Source organism: Xanthomonas sp. JAI131 (assembly GCF_013410075.1).
Classification (GTDB): Bacteria; Pseudomonadota; Gammaproteobacteria; order Xanthomonadales; family Xanthomonadaceae; genus Xanthomonas_A; species Xanthomonas_A bonasiae.
In genome coordinates this window covers 255,172-275,619 of record NZ_JACCCN010000003.1, presented here as the reverse complement: position 1 = coordinate 275,619, position 20,448 = coordinate 255,172, and the positions used below count along the sequence as shown (strand labels likewise).

General features: G+C 72.3%; 12 protein-coding genes. All 12 read left to right on the top strand.

Annotated features, from left to right (window positions below; genetic code table 11):
• Nucleotides 1–554 precede the first annotated feature (554 nt).
• The 12 genes from HDC36_RS14190 to xpsN all read left to right on the top strand — a co-directional run bounded on the left by HDC36_RS14190 (nt 555) and on the right by xpsN (nt 20,437).
• Nucleotides 555–8,774 carry an ESPR-type extended signal peptide-containing protein gene (locus HDC36_RS14190; RefSeq protein WP_218848347.1) on the top strand — a complete coding sequence of 2,740 codons (8,220 nt, stop codon included), beginning with the start codon at nt 555–557 and terminating at the stop codon, nt 8,772–8,774.
• 161 nt (nt 8,775–8,935) lie between these two features.
• Nucleotides 8,936–10,825 (top strand): S8 family peptidase, encoded by a 1,890-nt coding sequence (locus tag HDC36_RS14185; RefSeq protein ID WP_179568527.1) that lies wholly within the window; start codon nt 8,936–8,938, stop codon nt 10,823–10,825.
• Between the two features lie 359 nt (nt 10,826–11,184).
• Nucleotides 11,185–12,915 (top strand): type II secretion system ATPase GspE, encoded by a 1,731-nt coding sequence (gene gspE / locus HDC36_RS14180; protein WP_179568525.1) that lies wholly within the window; start codon nt 11,185–11,187, stop codon nt 12,913–12,915.
• 121 nt (nt 12,916–13,036) lie between these two features.
• Nucleotides 13,037–14,251 (top strand): type II secretion system F family protein, encoded by a 1,215-nt coding sequence (locus tag HDC36_RS14175; protein WP_179568523.1) that lies wholly within the window; start codon nt 13,037–13,039, stop codon nt 14,249–14,251.
• A 643-nt stretch (nt 14,252–14,894) separates the two neighbouring features.
• Nucleotides 14,895–15,329 carry a type II secretion system major pseudopilin GspG gene (gene gspG / locus HDC36_RS14170; RefSeq protein ID WP_179568521.1) on the top strand — a complete coding sequence of 145 codons (435 nt, stop codon included), beginning with the start codon at nt 14,895–14,897 and terminating at the stop codon, nt 15,327–15,329.
• Nucleotides 15,330–15,408: 79 nt separating this feature from the next.
• Nucleotides 15,409–15,858, top strand: a complete 450-nt coding sequence (locus tag HDC36_RS14165; protein ID WP_241093847.1) for a GspH/FimT family pseudopilin — start codon at nt 15,409–15,411, stop codon at nt 15,856–15,858.
• Entirely contained in the window at nt 15,855–16,271 is a 417-nt protein-coding gene (locus HDC36_RS14160; protein WP_179568513.1) for a prepilin-type N-terminal cleavage/methylation domain-containing protein, read from the top strand. Before HDC36_RS14165 ends, HDC36_RS14160 begins: the two co-directional genes overlap by 4 nt.
• Nucleotides 16,268–16,918, top strand: a complete 651-nt coding sequence (locus HDC36_RS14155; protein ID WP_179568511.1) for a type II secretion system protein J — start codon at nt 16,268–16,270, stop codon at nt 16,916–16,918. Before HDC36_RS14160 ends, HDC36_RS14155 begins: the two co-directional genes overlap by 4 nt.
• Complete coding sequence (locus HDC36_RS14150) at nt 16,915–17,775, top strand: type II secretion system protein GspK (protein WP_179568509.1); 861 nt, start codon at nt 16,915–16,917, stop codon at nt 17,773–17,775. Before HDC36_RS14155 ends, HDC36_RS14150 begins: the two co-directional genes overlap by 4 nt.
• A complete protein-coding gene (locus tag HDC36_RS14145; RefSeq protein ID WP_179568507.1) occupies nt 17,772–18,896 on the top strand; it encodes a PilN domain-containing protein in 1,125 nt (374 codons plus the stop codon). Before HDC36_RS14150 ends, HDC36_RS14145 begins: the two co-directional genes overlap by 4 nt.
• A complete protein-coding gene (gspM, locus tag HDC36_RS14140; protein WP_179568505.1) occupies nt 18,877–19,662 on the top strand; it encodes a type II secretion system protein GspM in 786 nt (261 codons plus the stop codon). Before HDC36_RS14145 ends, gspM begins: the two co-directional genes overlap by 20 nt.
• Nucleotides 19,652–20,437, top strand: a complete 786-nt coding sequence (gene xpsN / locus HDC36_RS14135; protein ID WP_179568503.1) for a type II secretion system protein XpsN — start codon at nt 19,652–19,654, stop codon at nt 20,435–20,437. Before gspM ends, xpsN begins: the two co-directional genes overlap by 11 nt.
• The last annotated feature ends 11 nt before the right edge of the window (nt 20,438–20,448 follow it).

The following is a 20,448-nucleotide window of genomic DNA, read 5'->3' as shown; positions in this document are numbered from 1 at the left end:
GCCTGAAACCGGCTGAAGAAAACCTCGTTTCGCACCCCTCGGCGGCGGACTGACCGCGGCCTTCCGCTGCCGGCCAACAGCTGCATTCTGCGCAGTTGCGCTTGTGCACGGCGGAACACGGCCCTCGCCCTCAGGCCAGCGGCAAGCCTTCTCCGCCATCACCCCGATGCGCGTCAAACCCTTGGCGCAACAGCGAATGCCGCGCCGGCCCAATGTCAACGCATGGCAAGTGCCGTGCCGAGAATTTGGCGGAATGTCTTGTTTTGATTGAAATTTATCGAAATATTAACAATTAAGTTGTAAATCCGAGATCTCCATCCCTGGTCGTGCCGTTTTTAGTCAAAAACTTGACGTACTCAAGATACGGGGTTAACACTCCAGACAGTTCCGCATTTCGTCTTGGTTCATCAAGGCAGACGGGCAGCGACAGGCGCCAGCCTGTCGCGCTGCGAGTCAGGGATGCGGCGCATATACCGACAGGGGGTCGGCCGGCTGGAATGCCGGGCGAGGGTGGCTTTTTGACCAAAAACCAGCCTATTGAGGAGCAGTACTCGATGAATCGGATTTATCGCAAGGTCTGGAACAAGGCGTTGGGGATGTGGACCGTGGCCTCGGAACTGGCCAGCGGCGATTCCCGCGGCCAGCTCGTTCGCGAAGGCAGGGCTGGGCGCGCGCAGGGCCTGGCCTTGTCGGCCGCGATCGCCATGGCGCTGGGCGCCGGCGGATCCGTGCTGCCCTCGGCCGCACAGGCGCAGGCGCTGCAGATCGGCGACGGCGCCAGCGCCAGCGGCGACTACGCCACCGCGGTCGGCGCCGAAAGCAACGCCAGCGGCGAACAGAGCACCGCCACCGGCGCGGCCAGCAACGCCAGCGGCGACGGCAGCGTGGCCAGCGGCGCGCTCAGCGAAGCGAACGGCCTGGAATCCACTGCCCTCGGCTACTACAGCACCGCCAGCGGCATCGGCGCGACCGCGCTCGGCGCCGAAAGCGTCGCCAACGGCACCGCCACCGCGGCGGTCGGCCTGGGCGCCACCGCCGATGCCGACTTCGCGACCGCGGTCGGCGGCTTCGCCACCGCGACCGGCTACAACAGCACCGCGCTCGGCAATGCCGCCGTGGCGCAGGGCGAGAACAGCGTGGCGCTGGGCGCCGATGCGCTCGCCGATCGCGACAACAGCGTGTCGGTCGGCAAGGCCGGCGGCGAACGCCAGATCACCAACGTCGCCGCCGGCAGCGAAGCCACCGATGCGGTCAACGTGGCCCAGCTCGACGCGGTCAAGCAGACCGCCGACACCACCGCCAAGTATTTTCAGTCCAGCGGTAGCGCCGACAGCGATGCCGGCGCCTACGTGGAAGGCGACAACGCACTGGCCGCCGGCGAAGCCGCCAATGCGATCGGCAACGGCAGCAGCGCGCTGGGCAGCGGCGCCACCAGCGTGGGCGGCAATGCCACCGCGGTGGGCAGCAACGCGACCGCGACGGGCGCTTCGGCGACCGCGGTCGGCGGTGCGCTGTCGATCGTCGACGAGAACGGCGAGGTGCTGCTGGAAGGCACCACCAGCGCCGCGGCGCAGGGCGCCAGCGCGTTCGGCGCCGGTGCGCAGGGCAACGGTGCGTTCTCCACCGCGCTCGGTACCGCCGCGCGCGCCGACGGCGTGCAGAGCACGGCCACCGGTTTTTCCGCCGAGGCCGGCGGCCTCGCCAGCACCGCGAACGGCGGCTTCAGCCAGGCCGGCGGCGATTTCGCCTCCGCGTTCGGTTACGGCGCCAATGCCAGCGGCGGCAGCGCCGTGGCGGTGGGCGAGTCGAGCCTGGCCAGCGGCGAATCCAGCACCGCGGTCGGCGGCAGCGTGCTCGGCTTGTTCGCCACCGAAGCGCAGGGCGAAGGCGGTTCGGCGTTCGGCGCCGGCGCCTGGGCCAACGGCGCGTTCTCCACCTCGATCGGCTGGCTGAGTTCGGCCGACGGCGACTCCAGCACCGCGCTCGGCGGCGCCTCCTGGGCGCAGGCCGAGGACTCCACCGCGCTGGGCTACGGCGCCAAGGCCGCGGCCGCCGGCAGCGTCGCGCTGGGCCAGGGCTCCACTGCCGATCGCGCCGACACGGTCTCGGTCGGCAGCGCCGGCAACGAGCGCCAGATCGCCAACGTCGCCGCCGGTACCGAGGGCACCGATGCGGTGAACCTGGACCAGCTCGATGCGGTCGCCAACGTCGCCGACACCACCGCGCGCCTGTTCTCCGCCAACGGCGAAGGCAGCGCGCTGGCGCAGGGCGAGGAGGCCACCGCCTCCGGTTCCAACGCGCTGGCCGACGGCGACTATGCCACCGCGCTGGGCTCCAGCAGCTTCGCCGGCGGCACCGCGGCGTCCGCGATCGGCAGCGGCGCGGTGGCCAACGGCCAGAACGCCAGCGCGCTCGGCGCCAACGCCACCGCCGACGGCGAGTCGGCGACCGCGATCGGCGGCGTCGCCACCGTGTACGAGTACGACGAGAACGGCTTCATCGTCGGCAGCCGCGAGCAGACCACGCAGGCGCTGGGCACCGCGGCCACGGCGGTCGGCGGCGGCGCGCAGGCGCTGGATCCGCTGAGCACCGCGGTCGGCACCGGCAGTTCCGCCAGCGGCGTGCAGAGCACCGCGCTGGGCTACCACGCGCAGACCTTCCAGGACGGCGCCACCGCGGTCGGCGGCCTGTCCGAAGTGTCCGGCGCGCTGGGCACGGCAGTGGGCTACGGCTCGCGCGCCGCGGGCGACTACGCCACCGCGACCGGCATCGGCGCGCGGGCGACCGCGACCAGTACCGTGGCGATGGGCATGAATGCCCTGGCCAGCGGCACCGACAGCGTCGCCATCGGCGGCGTCAGCACCGCCGCCGAAAGCGCCGGCAACAGCGTCGGCATCGCCGCGGCGACCGGCGTCGGCGGCGTCGCCCTGGGCGCGGGCGCGCAGAGCCAGGGCGACTACGCGATCGCGCTGGGCTACAACGCCAACGTGTTCCCGAACCTGGAGAACGGTACCGCCGACTCGGTGGCGATCGGCCACAGCGCCGGTTCGTTCGCGCCGCACACCGTCTCGCTCGGCGCCCATGCGCTGTCCGCGGGCGAGGGCGGAGTGGCGATCGGCCAGGCGTCCACCGCGTGGACCGCCAACAGCGTGGCCCTCGGCGCCGATGCGGTGACCTCGATGTTCCACGACAGCAGCACCGCGATCGGCGCCAACAGCGCGGCCAACGGCACCGACGCGACCGCGATCGGCTACGGCGCGCGGGTCAGCAGCTGGCTCGAGGACGCGCAGAACCGTTCCGCATCCAGCGCGGTCGCGCTCGGCGCGTATTCCTACGCGGACCGCGACAACAGCGTCTCGGTCGGCGACGTGGCCAGCGGCCTGACCCGGCAGATCACCAGCGTCGCCGCCGGTACCGAGGCCACCGACGCGGTCAACGTCGCGCAGCTGCAGGCGGCGGGCAAGTACTTGCAGGCCAGCGCCGGCAACAGCGACGCCGGCGCCTATGTCGAAGGCGACGATGCGCTGGCCGCGGGCGAGGCGGCCAATGCCATCGGCAACGGCAGCACCGCGCTCGGCGGCGGTGCCGATGCGCTGAGCAGCGGCGCCACTGCGGTGGGCAGCGGCGCGGTCGCGGCGGGGCAGAACAGCGCCGCGTTCGGCACCAACGCGCAGGCCACCGGCCCGGCGGCGGTGGCCGTGGGCGGTGTGGCGGTCGACGAGAACGGCGACCCGCTGATCACCAACGGCGGCGTGGCGGTGGACACCGGCGCGACCAGCGCCGGCGTCGGCGGCACCGCGCTGGGCGCCAGCGCCGATGCCGGCGGCTTCGCCGCCTCGGCGGTGGGCGTGGGCGCCTACGCCAGCGGCGCGCAGGCCTCGGCCTTCGGCGCGGTGGCCAATGCCACCGGCGACTACGCCACCGCGGTCGGCACGCAGAGCGCGGCGACCGGCGCCAGCAGCGTCGCCGTCGGCGGCCCGGCCGACCTGATCCCGGGCCTGGGCCTGTTCGTGCAGACCCAGGCCAGCGGCGAGAGCGCGGCGGCGTTCGGCGCCGGCGCGATCGCCTCGGGCGATTACAGCCTCGCCAGCGGCAGCCTCAGCGAGGCCTCCGGCCTGGAAAGCACCGCGCTGGGCTACTTCGCCTATGCGCCGGGCGCCTTCGCCACGGCGCTCGGCGCCGAGTCCTGGGCCAGCGGCGCCAACAGCACCGCGATCGGCTACTACAGCACCGCGCTCGCCGCCGACAGCGTGGCGCTGGGTTCCAACTCGGTCGCGCGCCGCGCCAACACGGTGTCGGTCGGCGATGTGGGCAGCGAACGGCAGATCGCCAACGTCGCCGCCGGCAGCCAGGCCACCGACGCGGTCAACGTGGCGCAGCTGGACGCGGTGAAGCAGACCGCCGAGACCACCGCCAAATTCTTCACCAGCAGCGGCAGCGGTACGGTCGGCGCCTACGCCGATGGCGAGGGCGCGGTCGCGGCAGGCGATGCGGCCAACGCCTACGGCAACGGCGCGGCCGCGTACGGCAGCGGCGCCGCCGCGATCGGCAGCGACGCGGTCGCGCTCGGCAACGGCAGTACCGCCGGCGGTACCGGCAGCACCGCGATCGGCGGCCAGGGCCAGGCCTTCGACCAGTACAACCAGCCGATCACCGATGCCGACGGCAACGCGCAACTGATCGGCGCCAACGCCGGCGAGAACGCCACCGCCATCGGCGCCGGCGCCCAGGCCACCGGTGCGCTGGCGACCGCCACCGGCTACGGCGCGCAGGCCACCGGCGACCACAGCACCGCCGGCGGCTACAAGGCGCGTGCGACCGGCAGCTACAGCCTGGCGCAGGGCGACAACGCCTGGGCCAGCGGCGACGACGCCAGCGCCAGCGGCGCCTATGCCTGGGCCACCGCCGACGGCGCCTCGGCGTTCGGCGCCTCGGCGTGGGCGACCGGCACCAATGCCTCGGCCTTCGGCACCGGTGCGTGGGCCAGCGGCAGCGGCGCCACCTCGATCGGCTTCAACAGCTGGGCACCGGGCCTCAGCGCCACCGCGGTGGGCCGCGGCGCGTTCGGCTACGGCAACTACAGCGTGGCGATGGGCTTCCAGGCGCTGGGCAACCAGGTCAACACGATCGCCCTGGGCACCAACAGCCTGGCCGATGCGGAAAGCGCGGTGGCGATCGGCGCCGGCAGCGAGGCGACCGCCTCCAACGCCGTGGCGCTGGGCGCAGGCTCGGTGGCCGATCGCGCCTACAGCGTGTCGGTGGGCAGCGCCGGCAACGAGCGCCAGATCACCAACGTCGCCGCCGGCACCGAAGCCACCGACGCGGTCAACGTCGCCCAGCTCGATGCGGTCAAGCAGGCGGCGGAAACCACCAGCAAGTACTTCCAGGCCAGCGGCAGCGACGCCAGCGATGCCGGCGCCTATGTCGAAGGCGACAATGCGCTGGCCGCCGGCGAGGCGGCCAATGCGATCGGCGACGGCAGCACCGCGCTGGGTGGCGGCGCCAACGCGCTGGCGGCCGGGGCCACCGCGATCGGCTTCAACGCGGTGGCCAGCGGCAGCGATGCGGTCGCGCTCGGCAGCGACAGCCAGGCGCTGGGCCAGGACAGCATCGCCATCGGCAACGGTGCGCTGGCCAGCGAGATCGGTGCCAGCGCCAGCGGTGCCGGTGCGCAGGCCAGCGGCACCTACTCCACTGCCACCGGCAGCGAGGCGGTGGCGTCGGACAACCAGGCCACGGCCACCGGTTTCCGCAGCAGTGCCTCGAACATCGGCGCCACCGCGCTCGGCGGCTACAGCGAAGCCAGCGGCTACCTGTCCTCGGCGCTGGGCTATGGCGCGCTCGCCGCCGGCGACTACGGCACCGCGGTCGGGGTCGCTTCCACCGCCTCCGGCACCAGCAGCGTGGCGGTGGGCGAGTACAGCGTGGCGTCCGGCGAGGAGAGCGTCGCGGTCGGCGGCACCTCGTTCTTCGGGCTGATTCCGGCCGAAGCCTCCGGTGCCAACTCGTCGGCGTTCGGCGCCGGCGCCGGCGCCACCGCCGACTTCAGCACCGCCATCGGCAGCCTGGCCTACGCCAGCGCCGCCGATTCCAGCGCCTTCGGCTACGGCGCCTATGCCTCCGCCAGCAACAGCGTGGCGCTGGGCGCGCTGTCCGAGGCCGATCGCGACAACACCGTGTCGGTGGGCAGCGTCGGCAGCGAACGGCAGATCGCCAACGTCGCCGCCGGTACCGAAGCCACCGATGCGGTCAACGTCGCGCAGCTGGATGCGGTCAAGCAGTCCGCCGATGCCACCGGCAAGCAGTTCAAGGCCAGCGGCGGCGCAGAGCCGGCCGACGACGTCGGCAGCTATGTCGAGGGCAATTACGCCACCGCCGCCGGCGAGGCGTCCAACGCCTTCGGCACCGGCGCCTCGGCGTTCGGCAGCGGCGCGCTGGCCGGCGCGCAGTACGCCACCGCGTCCGGCTACAACGCCACCGCCACCGGCGAGTCCAGCACCGCGATCGGCGGTTCGCTGTACTACACCGACGACGCCGGCAACGTGCTGCTCGACGGCACCACCACCGCCAGCGACGTCGGCGCCACCGCGCTCGGTGCGGGCGCGCAGGCCACCGCCGCGTTCAGCAGCGCCAGCGGCGCCGGCGCTACCGCTGCCGGCCTGCAGTCCACCGCCAACGGCTACAAGGCCGAAGCCACGACCGACTACAGCACCGCGGTCGGTGCGTTCAGCAGCGCCAGGGGCACTCGCACCAGCGCCTTCGGCTACGGCGCCGAGGCGGCGGGCGACTACGCCTCGGCACTCGGCTGGGGCAGCACCGCGTCCGGCGCGTACGCGTCGGCGCTGGGCTACAGCTCGCGCGCCACCGGCGAGGATGCGACCGCGCTCGGCGCGTCGGCCTGGGCCACCGCGGCGCAGACCACCGCGGTGGGCCAGTTCGCCTGGGCCACCGCGCAGGGCGGCACCGCGATCGGCCAGGACGCCTACGCCTACAGCGGCATCAACGCCACCGCGCTGGGCACCAGCGCCTGGGCCAGCGGCAGCAACAGCGTCGCACTGGGCGCCGGTTCGCGCGCCAGCGAGGCCAACGTGGTGTCGGTGGGCGGCGGCAACGGCGTCAGCGCGCCGGCCACGCGTCGCATCACCAACGTCGGCGCGGCGGTCAACGCCACCGATGCGGTGAACAAGACGCAGCTCGATGCGGTGGCGGCGGCCGCCGGCGAAACCAGCGCCAACTTCCAGAGCTCGGGCAGCGGCGTGGCCAGCGCCAGCGGCGTCAACAGCACCGCAGCCGGTGCCGGCGCCACGGCCAGCGGCCTGCGCAGCACCGCGCTGGGCGTGGACAGCCTCGCCAGCGGCGCCGGCGCGACCGCGTCGGGCGCCAGCAGTTCGGCCAGCGGCGCGCGCAGCACCGCCGTCGGCCTGCAGACCAATGCGATCGGCGAGAACGGCGTGGCGCTGGGCTACAACAGCTTCGTCCGCAACAGCGGCAGCAATGGCGTGGCGATCGGCGCCAATGCCGGCGTGTCGGCCGACAATGCGGTCGCGCTCGGCGCCGGTTCGCGCGTCTACGAGGCCGACACGGTGTCGCTGGGCAGCGGCAACGGCCGCGGCGGCCCGGCCACGCGGCGCATCGTCAATCTGACCGCGGGCAGCATCGCCGCCGGCAGCACCGAGGCGATCAACGGCAGCCAGCTGTACCAGTCGCTGAGCAACATGGCCACGTTCCTCGGCGGCGGCGCCGGACTCGGCGCGCAAGGCCTGTTCGTGGCGCCGACCTACGTGATCCAGGGCGCCAGCTACAGCAACGTCGGCGATGCGCTGGCGGCGCTGGACGGCAAGGTCAGCGAACTGGATGCGCGCAGTGGCGGTACCGCCAGCGTGGCACGCAATGCGCGTGTCGCCAGCGTGGCGTCGGTGGCCGAGGCGGAGTCGACCGTGGCCAGCGCGCAGGCGGTGTCCGAGTCGGCGACCGTGTCCGGCACCGCGTCCACCGCGCAGGTCGGCGAGACGGCCGTGGCCGATGCGGGGACGAGCGCGACGGCGGTCGGCACCGCGGCGCGCGCCAACGACGTCACCGGGACCGCGATCGGCGGCAGCGCCTATGCGCACGGCCCCAACGACACCGCGATCGGCAGCAACGCCAAGGTCAACGCCGACGGCAGCACCGCGGTGGGCGCCAACAGCCACATCGCCGCGGTGGCGACCAATGCGGTGGCGATGGGCGAGGGCGCCAGCGTCACGGCGGCCTCGGGCACCGCGCTCGGCCAGGGCGCCAGCGCCACGGCGCAGGGGGCGGTCGCGCTGGGCCAGGGCTCGGTCGCCGACCGCGCCAACACGGTGTCGGTGGGCAGCGCCGGCAACGAGCGCCAGGTCGCCAACGTTGCCGCCGGCACCCAGGCTACCGATGCGGTCAACAAGAGCCAGCTCGACAGCGGCGTCGCCACCGCCAAGTCGTACACCGACACGCGCTTCAACACCATGGCCGACAGCTTCGACGTGCTGCGCGGCGACGTCGATGCGCGGTTGCGCGACCAGGACCGCCGCATCGACCGGCAGGGCGCGATGAGCGCGGCGATGCTCAACATGGCCACCAGCGCGGCGGGCATCCGCACCCAGAACCGGGTCGGCGCCGGCGTCGGTTTCCAGAACGGCGAGTCGGCGCTGTCGGTGGGCTACCAGCGCGCCTTCAGCGAGCGCGCCACGCTGACCATCGGCGGCGCGTTCAGCGGCGACGACAGCTCGGTCGGCATCGGCGCCGGCTTCGGCTGGTGAGCCATCGCGGACGGCGGCGCGTGCCGCCGTCCGCCCACGCAATGGCCTGAGGGGGCAGACCTAAGGACCTTGGCTGGGCCGGCCAACGGATTCGGGAAAAAGGAGCTTTTTTACGGCCGCAACAGTCGCCTGATCCACGAAACTTTGAAGAGGACGTCAACGTGATCGACAAGCAAAATCTCCGTATCAATGCCATCGCCGCCGCCATGCTGGCGATGTCGCTGGGGGCCTCGAGCGCATTCGCGGCCGGTGCCGCGTCGCTGCCGGTCAAGCAACCGGCCAAGGCCGCGCCGGCCGACGCGCAGACTTCCAGCCGCATCGTGGTGCGCTACAACGCCGGCAGCGCCGCCGCCAGCGACCGCAGCGCCAAGCTGTCGGCGGTGCAGTCGGCCGTGACCCGCGCCAGCCTGGGCGGCAGCAACGGCATCTCGCGTGCCGCGGCCGCCAGCGTGCGCGCCGAATACGTGCGTACCCTGGGCGTGGGCGCCGACCTGATCCGCCTGTCGGGCAAGCTGAGCAAGGCCGACGTGGACAAGGTAGTGGCGGAAATCGCCGCCGACCCGGCGGTCAAGTACGCGCAGGTGGACGTCAAGCTGCAGCGCACCGAGCTGCCCAAGGCGACGCTGGAGCAGCCGCAGCTGGTGCCCAACGACCCGCTGTACGCGCAGTACCAGTGGCACCTGAACAGCGCCACCGGCGGCATCAACTCGCCGGCCGCCTGGGACGTGTCCAAGGGCGATGGCGTGGTCGTCGCGGTGCTGGATACCGGCATCCTGCCGAACCATCCGGACGTGGCGGTGAACCTGCTGCAGGGCTACGACTTCATCTCCGATGCGGAGACCTCGCGGCGTCCGACCGACGCGCGCGTGCCGGGCGCGCTGGACTACGGCGACTGGGTCGAGAACGACAACGAGTGCTATGCGGGCTCGCTCGCCGAGGACAGCTCCTGGCACGGCAGCCATGTCGCCGGCACCGTCGCCGAGGCCACCAACAACGGTGTCGGCATGGCCGGCGTCGCGCCGAACGCCACGGTGCTGCCGGTGCGCGTGCTCGGCAAGTGCGGCGGCTACCTGTCCGACATCGCCGACGCGATCACCTGGGCCTCCGGCGGCACCGTCGCCGGCGTGCCGGCCAACGCCAATCCGGCCGAGGTCATCAACATGAGCCTGGGCGGCAGCGGCACCTGCGACACGCTGTACCAGGATGCGATCAACAGCGCGGTGGCGCGCGGCACCACGGTGGTGGTGGCGGCCGGCAACAGCGCCGGCAATGCGGCCAACTTCCGTCCGGCCAGCTGCGCCAACGTGATCGCGGTCGGCGCGACGCGCATCACCGGCGGCATCGCCTACTACTCCAACTATGGCGCGGCGGTGGACCTGTCCGGTCCGGGCGGCGGCGGCAGCGTCGACGGCAACCCGGGCGGTTTCGTCTGGCAGAACGGCTATACCGGTGCGACCACGCCGACCTCGGGCAACTACACCTACATGGGCATGGGCGGCACCTCGATGGCCTCGCCGCACGTGGCGGCGGTGGCGGCCCTGGTGCAGAGCGCGGTGATCGCCGCCGGCAACGCGCCGCTGACCCCGGCCGCGCTGGAAACCCTGCTCAAGCAGACCGCGCGTCCGTTCCCGGTGTCGATCCCGACCAGCACCCCGATCGGTACCGGCATCGTCGATGCCAAGGCGGCGCTGGACAAGGCGCTGGAAGTGCCGTGCGACCCGCAGACCGAAGAGTGCGCGCCGCCGGCGACCGCGCTGACCAACAAGGTGGCGGTGGCCGGGTTGACCGGTGCGGCAGGCAACGAAGTGCTGTACAGCTTCGAGGCCGAGGCCGGTGCGGTGCTGAGCTTCCTCACCTACGGCGGCAGCGGCAACGTGTCGCTGTACGTGAGCTTCGACAAGGAGCCCAGCACCACCAGCTACGACGCCAAGTCGGCGCGTCCGGGCAACAACGAGACGGTGCGCTTCACCGCGCCGCAGGCCGGCACCTACTACGTCAAGCTGGTCGGCACCTCGAGCTACAGCGGCGTCAGCCTGGTCGCGCGCCAGTAAGCGTGCGCTGGACGGCGCCGGCAACGGCGCCGGAGTGACCCAGGAAACCCGGCTCCGGCCGGGTTTCCTGCGTTTTGGAGCTGAAAACCTCGAGCGCGCCGGTCGCTGCCGTTGCCGGCGCAGCGGCCGCTGCGCAAGCGTGCGCCACTGTCCGTTGCGCTTGTGCGCTGCAACGCCGGTGCCGCGCGCGGCGTGCACACCGCGCCGCAACGCGCGATGCTGCGCGCCGCGTATGTCACGCCAATGACGGCGTGCCGCGCCGCCACGGCGTCGTAGACAGTGCGGCGGGCCGATGCGGCGCGGGCGGGCGGCAGGTCGCGCCGAACTGCTAAAGTCGCCGCACGCTCTGGAGGGATTGTGTGAACGCGCTCGTCAAGGACACTGCTGCCGCTGTCGATACGCCCGAGGCGCGCATCGTCGATGCGTTGCTGGCCAAGGGCCGGCTCAAGGAGGGCGACCTGCTGCGCGCGCGCCAGTTGCAGCGCGAATCCGGCGGCGGCCTGCTGTCGCTGCTGGCGCGGCTGGGACTGGTCTCCGAACGCGACCACGCCGAGGTCAGCGCCGAAGTGCTGGGCCTGCCGCTGCTCGACGCCAAGCAATTGCCGGCCACCGCGCCGGAGCACCTGCCCGAGGCGCAGCCGCTGTCGCTGCGCTTCCTCAAGCAATTCCACGTGTGCCCGCTGGGCGAGCGCGACGGCGTGCTGGAACTGTGGATGTCCGACCCGCACGAGGCCTATGCCGCCGATGCGGTGCGCCTGGCCACCGGTTTCCAGGTGCTGCCGCGGGTTGGCCTGCGCTCGGAGATCGACGACCTGATCGAGCGCTGGTTCGGCCAGGGCCGCAGCGCGATGGGCGCGATCGTGGAGACCGCCGACGGCGACAGCACGGCGGCCGACGACATCGAGCACCTGCGCGACCTGGCCTCGGAAGCGCCGGTGATCCGGCTGGTGAACCTGGTGATCCAGCGCGCGGTGGAACTGCGCGCCTCGGACATCCACATCGAGCCGTTCGAGAACCGGCTGAAGGTGCGCTACCGCGTCGACGGCGTACTGATCGACGGCGAAAGCCCGCCGGCCAACCTGACCGCGGCGGTGATCAGCCGGGTCAAGATCATGGCCAAGCTCAACATCGCCGAACGCCGCCTGCCGCAGGACGGACGCATCATGCTGCGCGTGCAGGGCAAGGAGCTGGACCTGCGCGTGAGCACCGTGCCCACCGCGCACGGCGAGAGCGTGGTGATGCGCCTGCTCGACCGCGAGACGGTGGTGTTCGACTTCCACCGGCTCGGCTTCACCGACGCGTTCCTGCCGCAGTTCCGCAAGGTGCTGGAGCAGCCGCACGGGATCCTGCTGGTCACCGGCCCGACCGGCTCGGGCAAGACCACCACGCTGTACACCGCGCTGAGCCAGCTCAATACCGCCGACGTCAAGATCATCACCGTCGAGGATCCGGTCGAATACCAGATCGAGGGCATCAACCAGATCCAGGCCAAGCCGCAGATCGGGCTGGATTTCTCGCATGCGCTGCGCAGCATCGTGCGCCAGGACCCGGACATCATCATGATCGGCGAAATGCGCGACCTGGAAACCGCGCGCATCGCGATCCAGTCGGCGCTGACCGGCCACCTGGTGCTGTCCACGCTGCATACCAACAACGCCGCCGGCGGCATCACCCGCCTGCTCGACATGGGCGTGGAGGACTATCTGCTGACCTCCACCATCAACGGCATCCTGGCCCAGCGCCTGGTGCGGCGGCTGGAGCCGACCCATGCCGAGCGCTATGCGGCCTCGCCGGAGGAGATCGAGAAGTTCGAACTGCGCCGGCTGCAGCCCGAGGGCGACATTTTCCTGTTCCGCCCGCGGCCCTCGGCGATCGCGCCGACCGGCTACCTGGGCCGCACCACGATCATGGAATTCCTGGTGATGAACGACGCGCTGCGCCGCGCGGTGATGCGCCACGCCGGCATGGGCGAGATCGAACAGCTGGCGCGCGAGGCCGGCATGCGCACGATGTACGAGGACGGCATCGGCAAGGCGCTCAGCGGCCAGACCACGATCGAGGAAGTGCTGCGCGTGACGGAGGAAACCTGATGCGCGCGGTAGCTGGCGCAGGCGCGGCGTGCAGCGGCGCGGTGGCTCCGCGGCAGTCGCGCCGGCATGCGCGCAGCCCGCTTTCCGACTCCCCATTCCCCATTCCCCATTCCCAGCCCTGATGCCCCTGTACCGCTACAAAGCGCTCAACCCGCACGGCGAGATCCTGGAAGGCCAGATGGAGGCCGCCAGCGACGCCGAGGTGGCGCTGCGCCTGCAGGAGCAGGGGCATATGCCGATGGAGGCCAAGCTCGCGGCGCAGGGCGGCGGCACCTCGCTGCGCGGCCTGTTCCGGCCCAAGCCGTTCGACGGCGCGGCGCTGGTGCAGTTCACCCAGCAACTGGCGACCCTGCTCGGCGCCGGCCAGCCGCTGGACCGCGCGCTGACGATCCTGCTCGAACTGCCCGAGGACGAGCGCTCCAAGCGCACCGTCGGCGACATCCGCGACGCGGTGCGCGGCGGCGCGCCGCTGTCCACCGCGCTGGAGCGGCAGCACGGGTTGTTCTCGCGCCTGTACATCAACATGGTCCGCGCCGGCGAGGCCGGCGGCAGCCTGCACGACACGCTGCAGCGCCTGGCCGAATACCTGGAGCGCAGCCGCGAGCTGAAGGGGCGGGTGATCAATGCGCTGATCTATCCGGCGATCCTGGTCAGCGTGGTCGGCTGCGCACTGCTGTTCCTGCTCGGCTACGTGGTGCCGCAGTTCGCGCTGATGTACGAGAGCCTGGACGTGCAGCTGCCGTGGTTCACCCAGGCGGTGTTGAGCGTGGGCCTGTTCGTGCGCGACTGGTGGATCCTGTTGCTGGTGGTGCCCGGGCTGGCGCTGCTGGCGGTGGACCGCAAGCGCCGCGATCCGGTGTTCCGCGCCAGCTTCGACGCCTGGCTGCTCAAGCAGCGCTTCATCGGCGTGCTGATCGCGCGGCTGGAAACCGCGCGGCTGACCCGCACCCTGGGCACGCTGCTGCGCAACGGCGTGCCGCTGCTGGCCGCGCTGGGCATTTCGCGCAACGTGCTGTCGAACCTGGCGCTGACCGCCGACGTTGGCGCCGCGGCCGACGACGTCAAGAACGGCCACGGCCTGTCGGCGTCGCTGTCCAAGGGCAAGCGCTTCCCGCGGCTGGCGCTGCAGATGATCCAGGTCGGCGAGGAATCCGGCGCGCTGGACACGATGCTGCTGAAGACCGCCGACACCTTCGAACAGGAAACCGCGCAGGCGATCGACCGCCTGCTCGCCGCGCTGGTGCCGTTGATCACCCTGGTCCTGGCCTCGGTGGTCGGGCTGGTGATCATTTCCGTCCTCGTCCCCCTGTACGACCTCACCAATGCGATTGGGTGAGGCCATGCGTTTGCGAACCACTGGTTCGCGCATGGCCGAACGCCCGGCCATGGATGGCCGGGCAGGTCTGTCCGGGTGCAGCCCTGTTGCGCCATGGACGGCGACGCCCATGCCAGAAGCATCCTCGCGCCGCGCCATGGCGCATGTTGCGCCGAACGCCCGGCCACGGATGGCCGGGCCGGTGGTTCCGGCGCACGTGGCGTCGCGCCAGGGATGGCGGCGTGAACCCAAGACGCAGCGAATTGCCGGATTGAAGGAGGCCATGCGTTTGCGAACCACTGGTTCGCGCATGGCCGAACGCCCGGCCATGGATGGCCGGGCAGGTCTGTCCGGGTGCAGCCCTGTTGCGCCATGGACGGCGACGCCCATGCCGGAAGCCTCCGCGCACCGCGCCATGGCGCACGTGGCGCCGCGCAAGGGAGGGCGGCGTGAACCCGTCGCGCCGCGCACGGTCCAAGCGATGGCGACAGCCATGACCAGGTCATCTGTGCGCCACGTCATGCGCGAAATGCGGCATGGGTCGATCGCCGCCGCGCCAAACCCGTTCCCGCGCATGAAGCGCAGCTGCACGCACCGCACCCGATGGCGACCCTTGTCACCGCGTTCGGTTACATAAGGTTTTTCACCGCAAGGATCCGATGCAATGCGAAATATCCGTTCCCTGACCCGTTCCCCTTCCGCCGCGCGCCAGTCGGGCATGAGCCTGCTGGAAATCATCATCGTCATCGTGCTGATCGGCGCGGTGCTGACCCTGGTCGGCAGCCGCGTGCTCGGCGGCGCCGATCGCGGCAAGGCCAATCTGGCCAAGTCGCAGATCCAGACCATGGCCGGCAAGATCGACAACTACCAGCTCGACACCGGCAAGCTGCCGTCCAAGCTCGACGACCTGGTCGCCGCGCCGGGCGGCGTCAGCGGCTGGCTCGGCCCGTATGCCAAGCCCGCCGAATTGAACGATCCGTGGGGCCACCCGATCGAGTACAAGGTGCCCGGCGACGGCAAGCCGTTCGACCTGATCAGCCTGGGCAAGGACGGCCAGCCCGGCGGCAGCAGCTACGACGCCGACATCAAGTACGAGTGATCCCGGCGCCGTGATCCACGCCCCTGCCGGCGTTCCCCAGCGCGGTGCGCACGCGTGCGTACCGCTGGCGCGTGCGCGCATGCGCGGCGTGTCGCTGCTGGAGATGCTGCTGGTGGTGGGGCTGATCGCGATCGCCGCGATGCTGGCCGCCTCGGTGCTGACCGGCGGCATCGACGGCATGCGCTTGCGCTCGTCGGCCAAGGAGATCGCCGCGCAACTGCGCTACACGCGGGCGCAGGCGATCGCCACCGGGCAGCCGCAGCGCTTCCTGATCGATCCGCAGGCGCACCGCTGGCAGGCGCCCAACGGCCGCCATGGCGAGATCCCGCCGTCGCTGGCGATCCGCTTCAGCGGCGCGCGCGAGGCGCAGCGGCGCGAAGACGAAGGCGCGATCCAGTTCTTCGAGGACGGCGCCGCCACCGGCGGGCGCATCGAATTGCTGACCCGCAAGGCCAGCTGGCGCATCGACGTGGCCTGGCTGACCGGCGAGGTCAAGGTCGGGCGTCCGCCGCAGCAGGGCATGCCATGAAGGCGCAACGCGGCTACACGCTGATCGAGGTGATCGTGGCGTTCGCGCTGCTGGCGCTGGCGCTGACCCTGCTGCTCGGCTCGCTGTCCGGCGCCGCGCGCCAGGTCCAGCGTGCCGACCAGCTCAGCCGCGCCACGCTGTACGCGCAATCGTTGCTTGCCGCGCAAGGCGTGGAGCAGCCGCTGCAACCCGGCCGCGAACAGGGCAGTTTCGAGCAGGGCCATTACCGCTGGACCCTGGACGTGGCGCCGTACGTCGATGCGCGGCGCCCGCCGGACACGACGCTGACGCCAGGCGCGCCGACGCTGCTGCAACTGAACCTGCAGGTGCGCTGGGGCGATGCACCGGCGCAGGCGCTGCAGTGGAAGACGCTGCGCCTGGTCAGCGCGCAGGGCAACGGGGTGCCGCAGTGAACCGCGCGCCGCGCCGCGCCGCCGCGCGCGGCTTCACCCTGATCGAGGTGCTGCTGGCCACGGTGCTGCTGGTCGGCGGGCTGACCCTGGCGTTCGCCACGCTGCGCTCGGCCACCGCGATCAGCGGCCGCGGCGAGACCATCGCCGGGCGCAGCGAGCGCATGCGCGCGGTCGAGGGGTTCCTGCGCCGGCGCCTGAGCGGCGCGCAGGCGCTGGCGCTGGACATCGACAGCCGCACCCTGCAGCCGGTGCGCTTCGTCGGCGAACCGCAGCGCATGCAGTTCGTGGCCGATCTTCCCGATTACCTGGGCCGCGGCGGCCCCTACGTGCACGACCTCAGCGTCAGCGGCGATGGCGGCCGGCAGCGCCTGGCGATCGCGCTGGTGCAGGTGCAGGCCGGCAAGCAGATCGCCGAGGACAAGCCGCGGGCGCCGGAGCCGCTGGCCGAGGGCCTGCGCCAGGTGCGCTTCCGCTACCGCGGCATCGATCCGGAGCGCGGCAGCATCGGTCCCTGGCAGGAGCGCTGGGAGAAGACCGACCAGTTGCCGCTGCTGGTGTCGATCGAACTGAGCAGCGACGATGGCATGGTGTGGCCGCCGCTGGTGGTGGCGTTGCGCCAGGCCGGCGGCGCGGAGGCGCGGCAATGAGCGCGGCACCTCGGCAGGTGCGCGGCGCGGCGTTGGTGCTGGTGCTGTGGCTGATCGCGCTGCTGACCGCGCTGATCGGCGCGTTCGCGCTGACCGCGCGCACCGAGGGCCTGCAGGGCAAGGTGCTGGGCGACGGCGCGGCGGCGCAGGAGCGCGCCCGCGCCGGGCTGGAGTACGCGCTGACCCGGCTCGCCGGCACGCCGACGCAGCCGGGCTGGCGCGCGGACGGGCGCCGCTACCGCTGGCAGTACGAAGACGCCACGGTCGACCTGCGGATCACCGACGAGAGCGGCAAGGTCGATCTGAACCTGGCCGACGCGCCGCTGCTGGCGGCGCTGGTGCGCGCGGTCGGCGGCGATCCGCAGCGCGCCGACCGCATCGCCGCGGCGATCGTGGACTGGCGCGACCCGGACAACCTCAGCCAGCCCAACGGCGGCGCCGAGGACCCGGACTATGCCGCCGCCGGGCTGCCCTACGGCGCCAAGGACGCGCCGTTCGAGAGTCTGGCCGAACTGCAACTGGTGCTGGGCATGGATGCGGATCTGTACGCCAAGCTGCTGCCGAACCTGACCCTGTACAGCGGGATTTCGCGCCCGGCGCCGGATTTCGCGCCGGCGCCGGTGCTGACCGCGCTGGGCCTGGATGCGCAGCAGGTGCTGGCGCAACGCGAGCGCAACGACCCGGCGCAGGCCGCTGCGATGGGCGGGGGCGGCGGCACCTACAGCATCGAAAGCCGCGCGCAATTGGCCGCGGGGCGCGTGGCGGTGCTGCGCGCCGTGGTGCGCCCAGGCTCGTCGGCGCTACCGGGCTCCGCCTACACTGTGCTGCGATGGGAAGAAGGATCGACCGTTCGATGACTGCGTGGCGGGACACGATGGACAAGCTCGGCGTGCGCATGGCGCCCGGTGCCGGCGGCGTGCTGGCCTGGTGGCAGCGTTCGCTGATGGCGTGGCTGCCGCCGCGCTGGCAACTGCAATTGGGCTGGTCGCAGGCGCGGCTGCTGCTGTGGCGCGACGGCGAACAGCTGTACGTCGCGCGCCAGATCGATGCCGAACTGGGCACGCCGCTGGCGTTGCCGTGGCCGCTGCTGCCGAGCGACCTGGAGGCCGTGCTCGGCCCGCGCCTGGCCGCCTTGCCGCGGGTCTGGCTGCTGCCGGCGCAGTCCGCGCTGCAGCGCACGCTGCGCCTGCCGGCCGCGGCCGCCGACCACCTGCGCGACGTGGTCCGGTTCGAGATCGACCGGCAGACGCCGTTCCAGGCCGACCAGGTGGTCTACGACGTGCGCCTTGGCGCGCGCCGCGACGATGCGCAACTGGACGCCGAACTGGTGGTGGCGCCGCGCCGCGTGCTGGACGAACTGCACGCCAGCGCCGGCGCGCTGCGCCCGACCCTGGCCGGGGTCGATGTCGCTGGCGCCGACGGCGCGCCGCTGGGCGTGAACCTGCTGCCGCCGGAGCAGCGCCATCGCCGCGCCGATCCGATGCGGCGCTGGAACGCGATCCTCGCCGCCACCGCGCTGCTGGCGCTGTTCGCCGCCGGCTGGCAGTTGCTGGACAACCGCCGCGACGCGCTCGAGCAGTTGCGCGCGCAAGTGGACAGCGGCGCGCAGCGCGCGCGCGGCGTGGCCGCGCAGCGCCAGCAACTGGTCGACCTGGTCGAAGGCGCGGCCTTCTTCGACCAACTGCGCGCCGAGCGCCCGACCGCGCTGGAAATCTGGAACGAACTGAGCAAGCGCCTGCCCGAGGGCACCTATCTGGAAAAATTCTCGGTCGAGGGCGACCAGTTGCAGCTGATCGGCCTCAGCAGCGAGGCGTCCTCGCTGGTCGGCCGGCTGGAGGGCTCGCCGCTGTGGCGCACGCCATCGCTGACCGGCGTGCTGCAGGCCGATCCGGGCAGCCACCGCGACCGCTTCACCCTCACCGCCGAACTGGCCGGGACCAAGCGCAAGGAGGCCGCCAATGCCGGTGCAGGTCGATAAGCGCGACCGCTGGCTGGCGCTGGGCCTGCTGCTGGCGGCGCTGGCGCTGGCCTATCTGCTGCTGGTGCATCCGTGGTGGACGGTGCCGATGCGCGAGGTCGAGGCGCAGATCCAGGAATTGCGCCAGCGCGAACTGCGCGTGCGCATGCAGTTGCAGCAGGCGCCGCAGGTGGCGCAGCGGCTGCAGCAGGCGCAACGCGATCTGGCCGCGCGCCCCGGCTTCCTGCGCGAGACCTCGGCCGAGCTGGCTTCGGCCGGGCTGGTGCAGCGCCTGGAAAGCGCGGTGGCCACCGCCAGCCCCGGCAACCGCAGCTGTGCGATCAGCAACCGTTCGCCGCTCGCCGCCGACAACCGCCGCGACCGCTTCACCCGCGTCGCGGTGCAGGTGCGGCTGCGCTGCGGCACGCCGGAACTGGCCGCGGTGCTGCACGCGCTGGAGAGCGGCACCCCGGCGCTGTTCGTGGACAACCTCAACGTGATGGCGCAGCGCTACCAGCTGTCGCCGGGCGAGAGCGGCAACGGCCTGGATGTGGCCTTCGAACTGGCCGGCTATCTGCGCCCCAACGCGATGCTGCCGCCGCCCGCCGCCGCGGGCATGCCGCCAGGCATGCCACCGCCGCCGCCACCCGGCGCGCCGGCGATGGACGCCGGCACGCCGGCCGGCCCCGGGCCGAGCGAACCGGCGCCCGCGCAAGCGCCGCCGGCCATGCGCGATGCGGCCACGCCGCAGCCGCCGCAGCAAGTGGAGGGCGCGCATGCGAATTGAAGCGATCGGCCTGCGCACCGTGTGGCTGGCGACGCTGGCGCTGTGGGGGCTGCTGATCTGGGCGCTGGGCCTGGCCGGCCTGGGCCAGCGCATCGTGCCGCTGCCCGACGATCCGGGCATGACCCAGCGCCTGCCGAGCTTGCCGGCGGCGTCGGGCGAGCGCCTCGGCGATTATTCGCGCTACGCCGAGATCGCCGCGCGTCCGGTGTTCGCCGAAGACCGCCGGCCGCATCCGTTCTTCCTCAGCGCCGACAACGGCCAGGGCGCCGCGCCGAGCGTGCGCCTGACCGGCGTGCTGCTCACCGACAGCTTCAAGATGGCCACGCTGACCACCGAGCAGGGCGAATCGCTGCGCCTGCAGGAAGGGCGCGACCCGGTGAAGGGCTGGCGCCTGCTGTCGCTGGAACCGCGCCGCGCGGTGGTCAGCGGCGGCAGCGGCACCCAGACCCTGGACCTGCAGGTGTTCGACGGCAAGGGCGGGCAGCCGCCGACCGCGCTCGGCCAGGGCGCGCGGCCGCCGGGCATGCCGCCGTTGCCGGGGCCGCCACCGCCCGCGGCTGCGCCTGTGGTCAACAACGCCCCCGTCAATCCCGTCGCCGCCACGCCGCAGGCGGGCGCCAACGGGACGTCGACAACGCCGGCACCGAGCGCACCGGCGGCCGCGCCGGCGCCGTCGTCGGAACAGTTGCAAGCCATCCGCGAACGTATCGAAGCCCGCCGCCGGCAGTTGCAGCAGCAGCGCCAGAACGGCACCACCCCCGGCCAGAACCCTTGAAGAGTGATCGC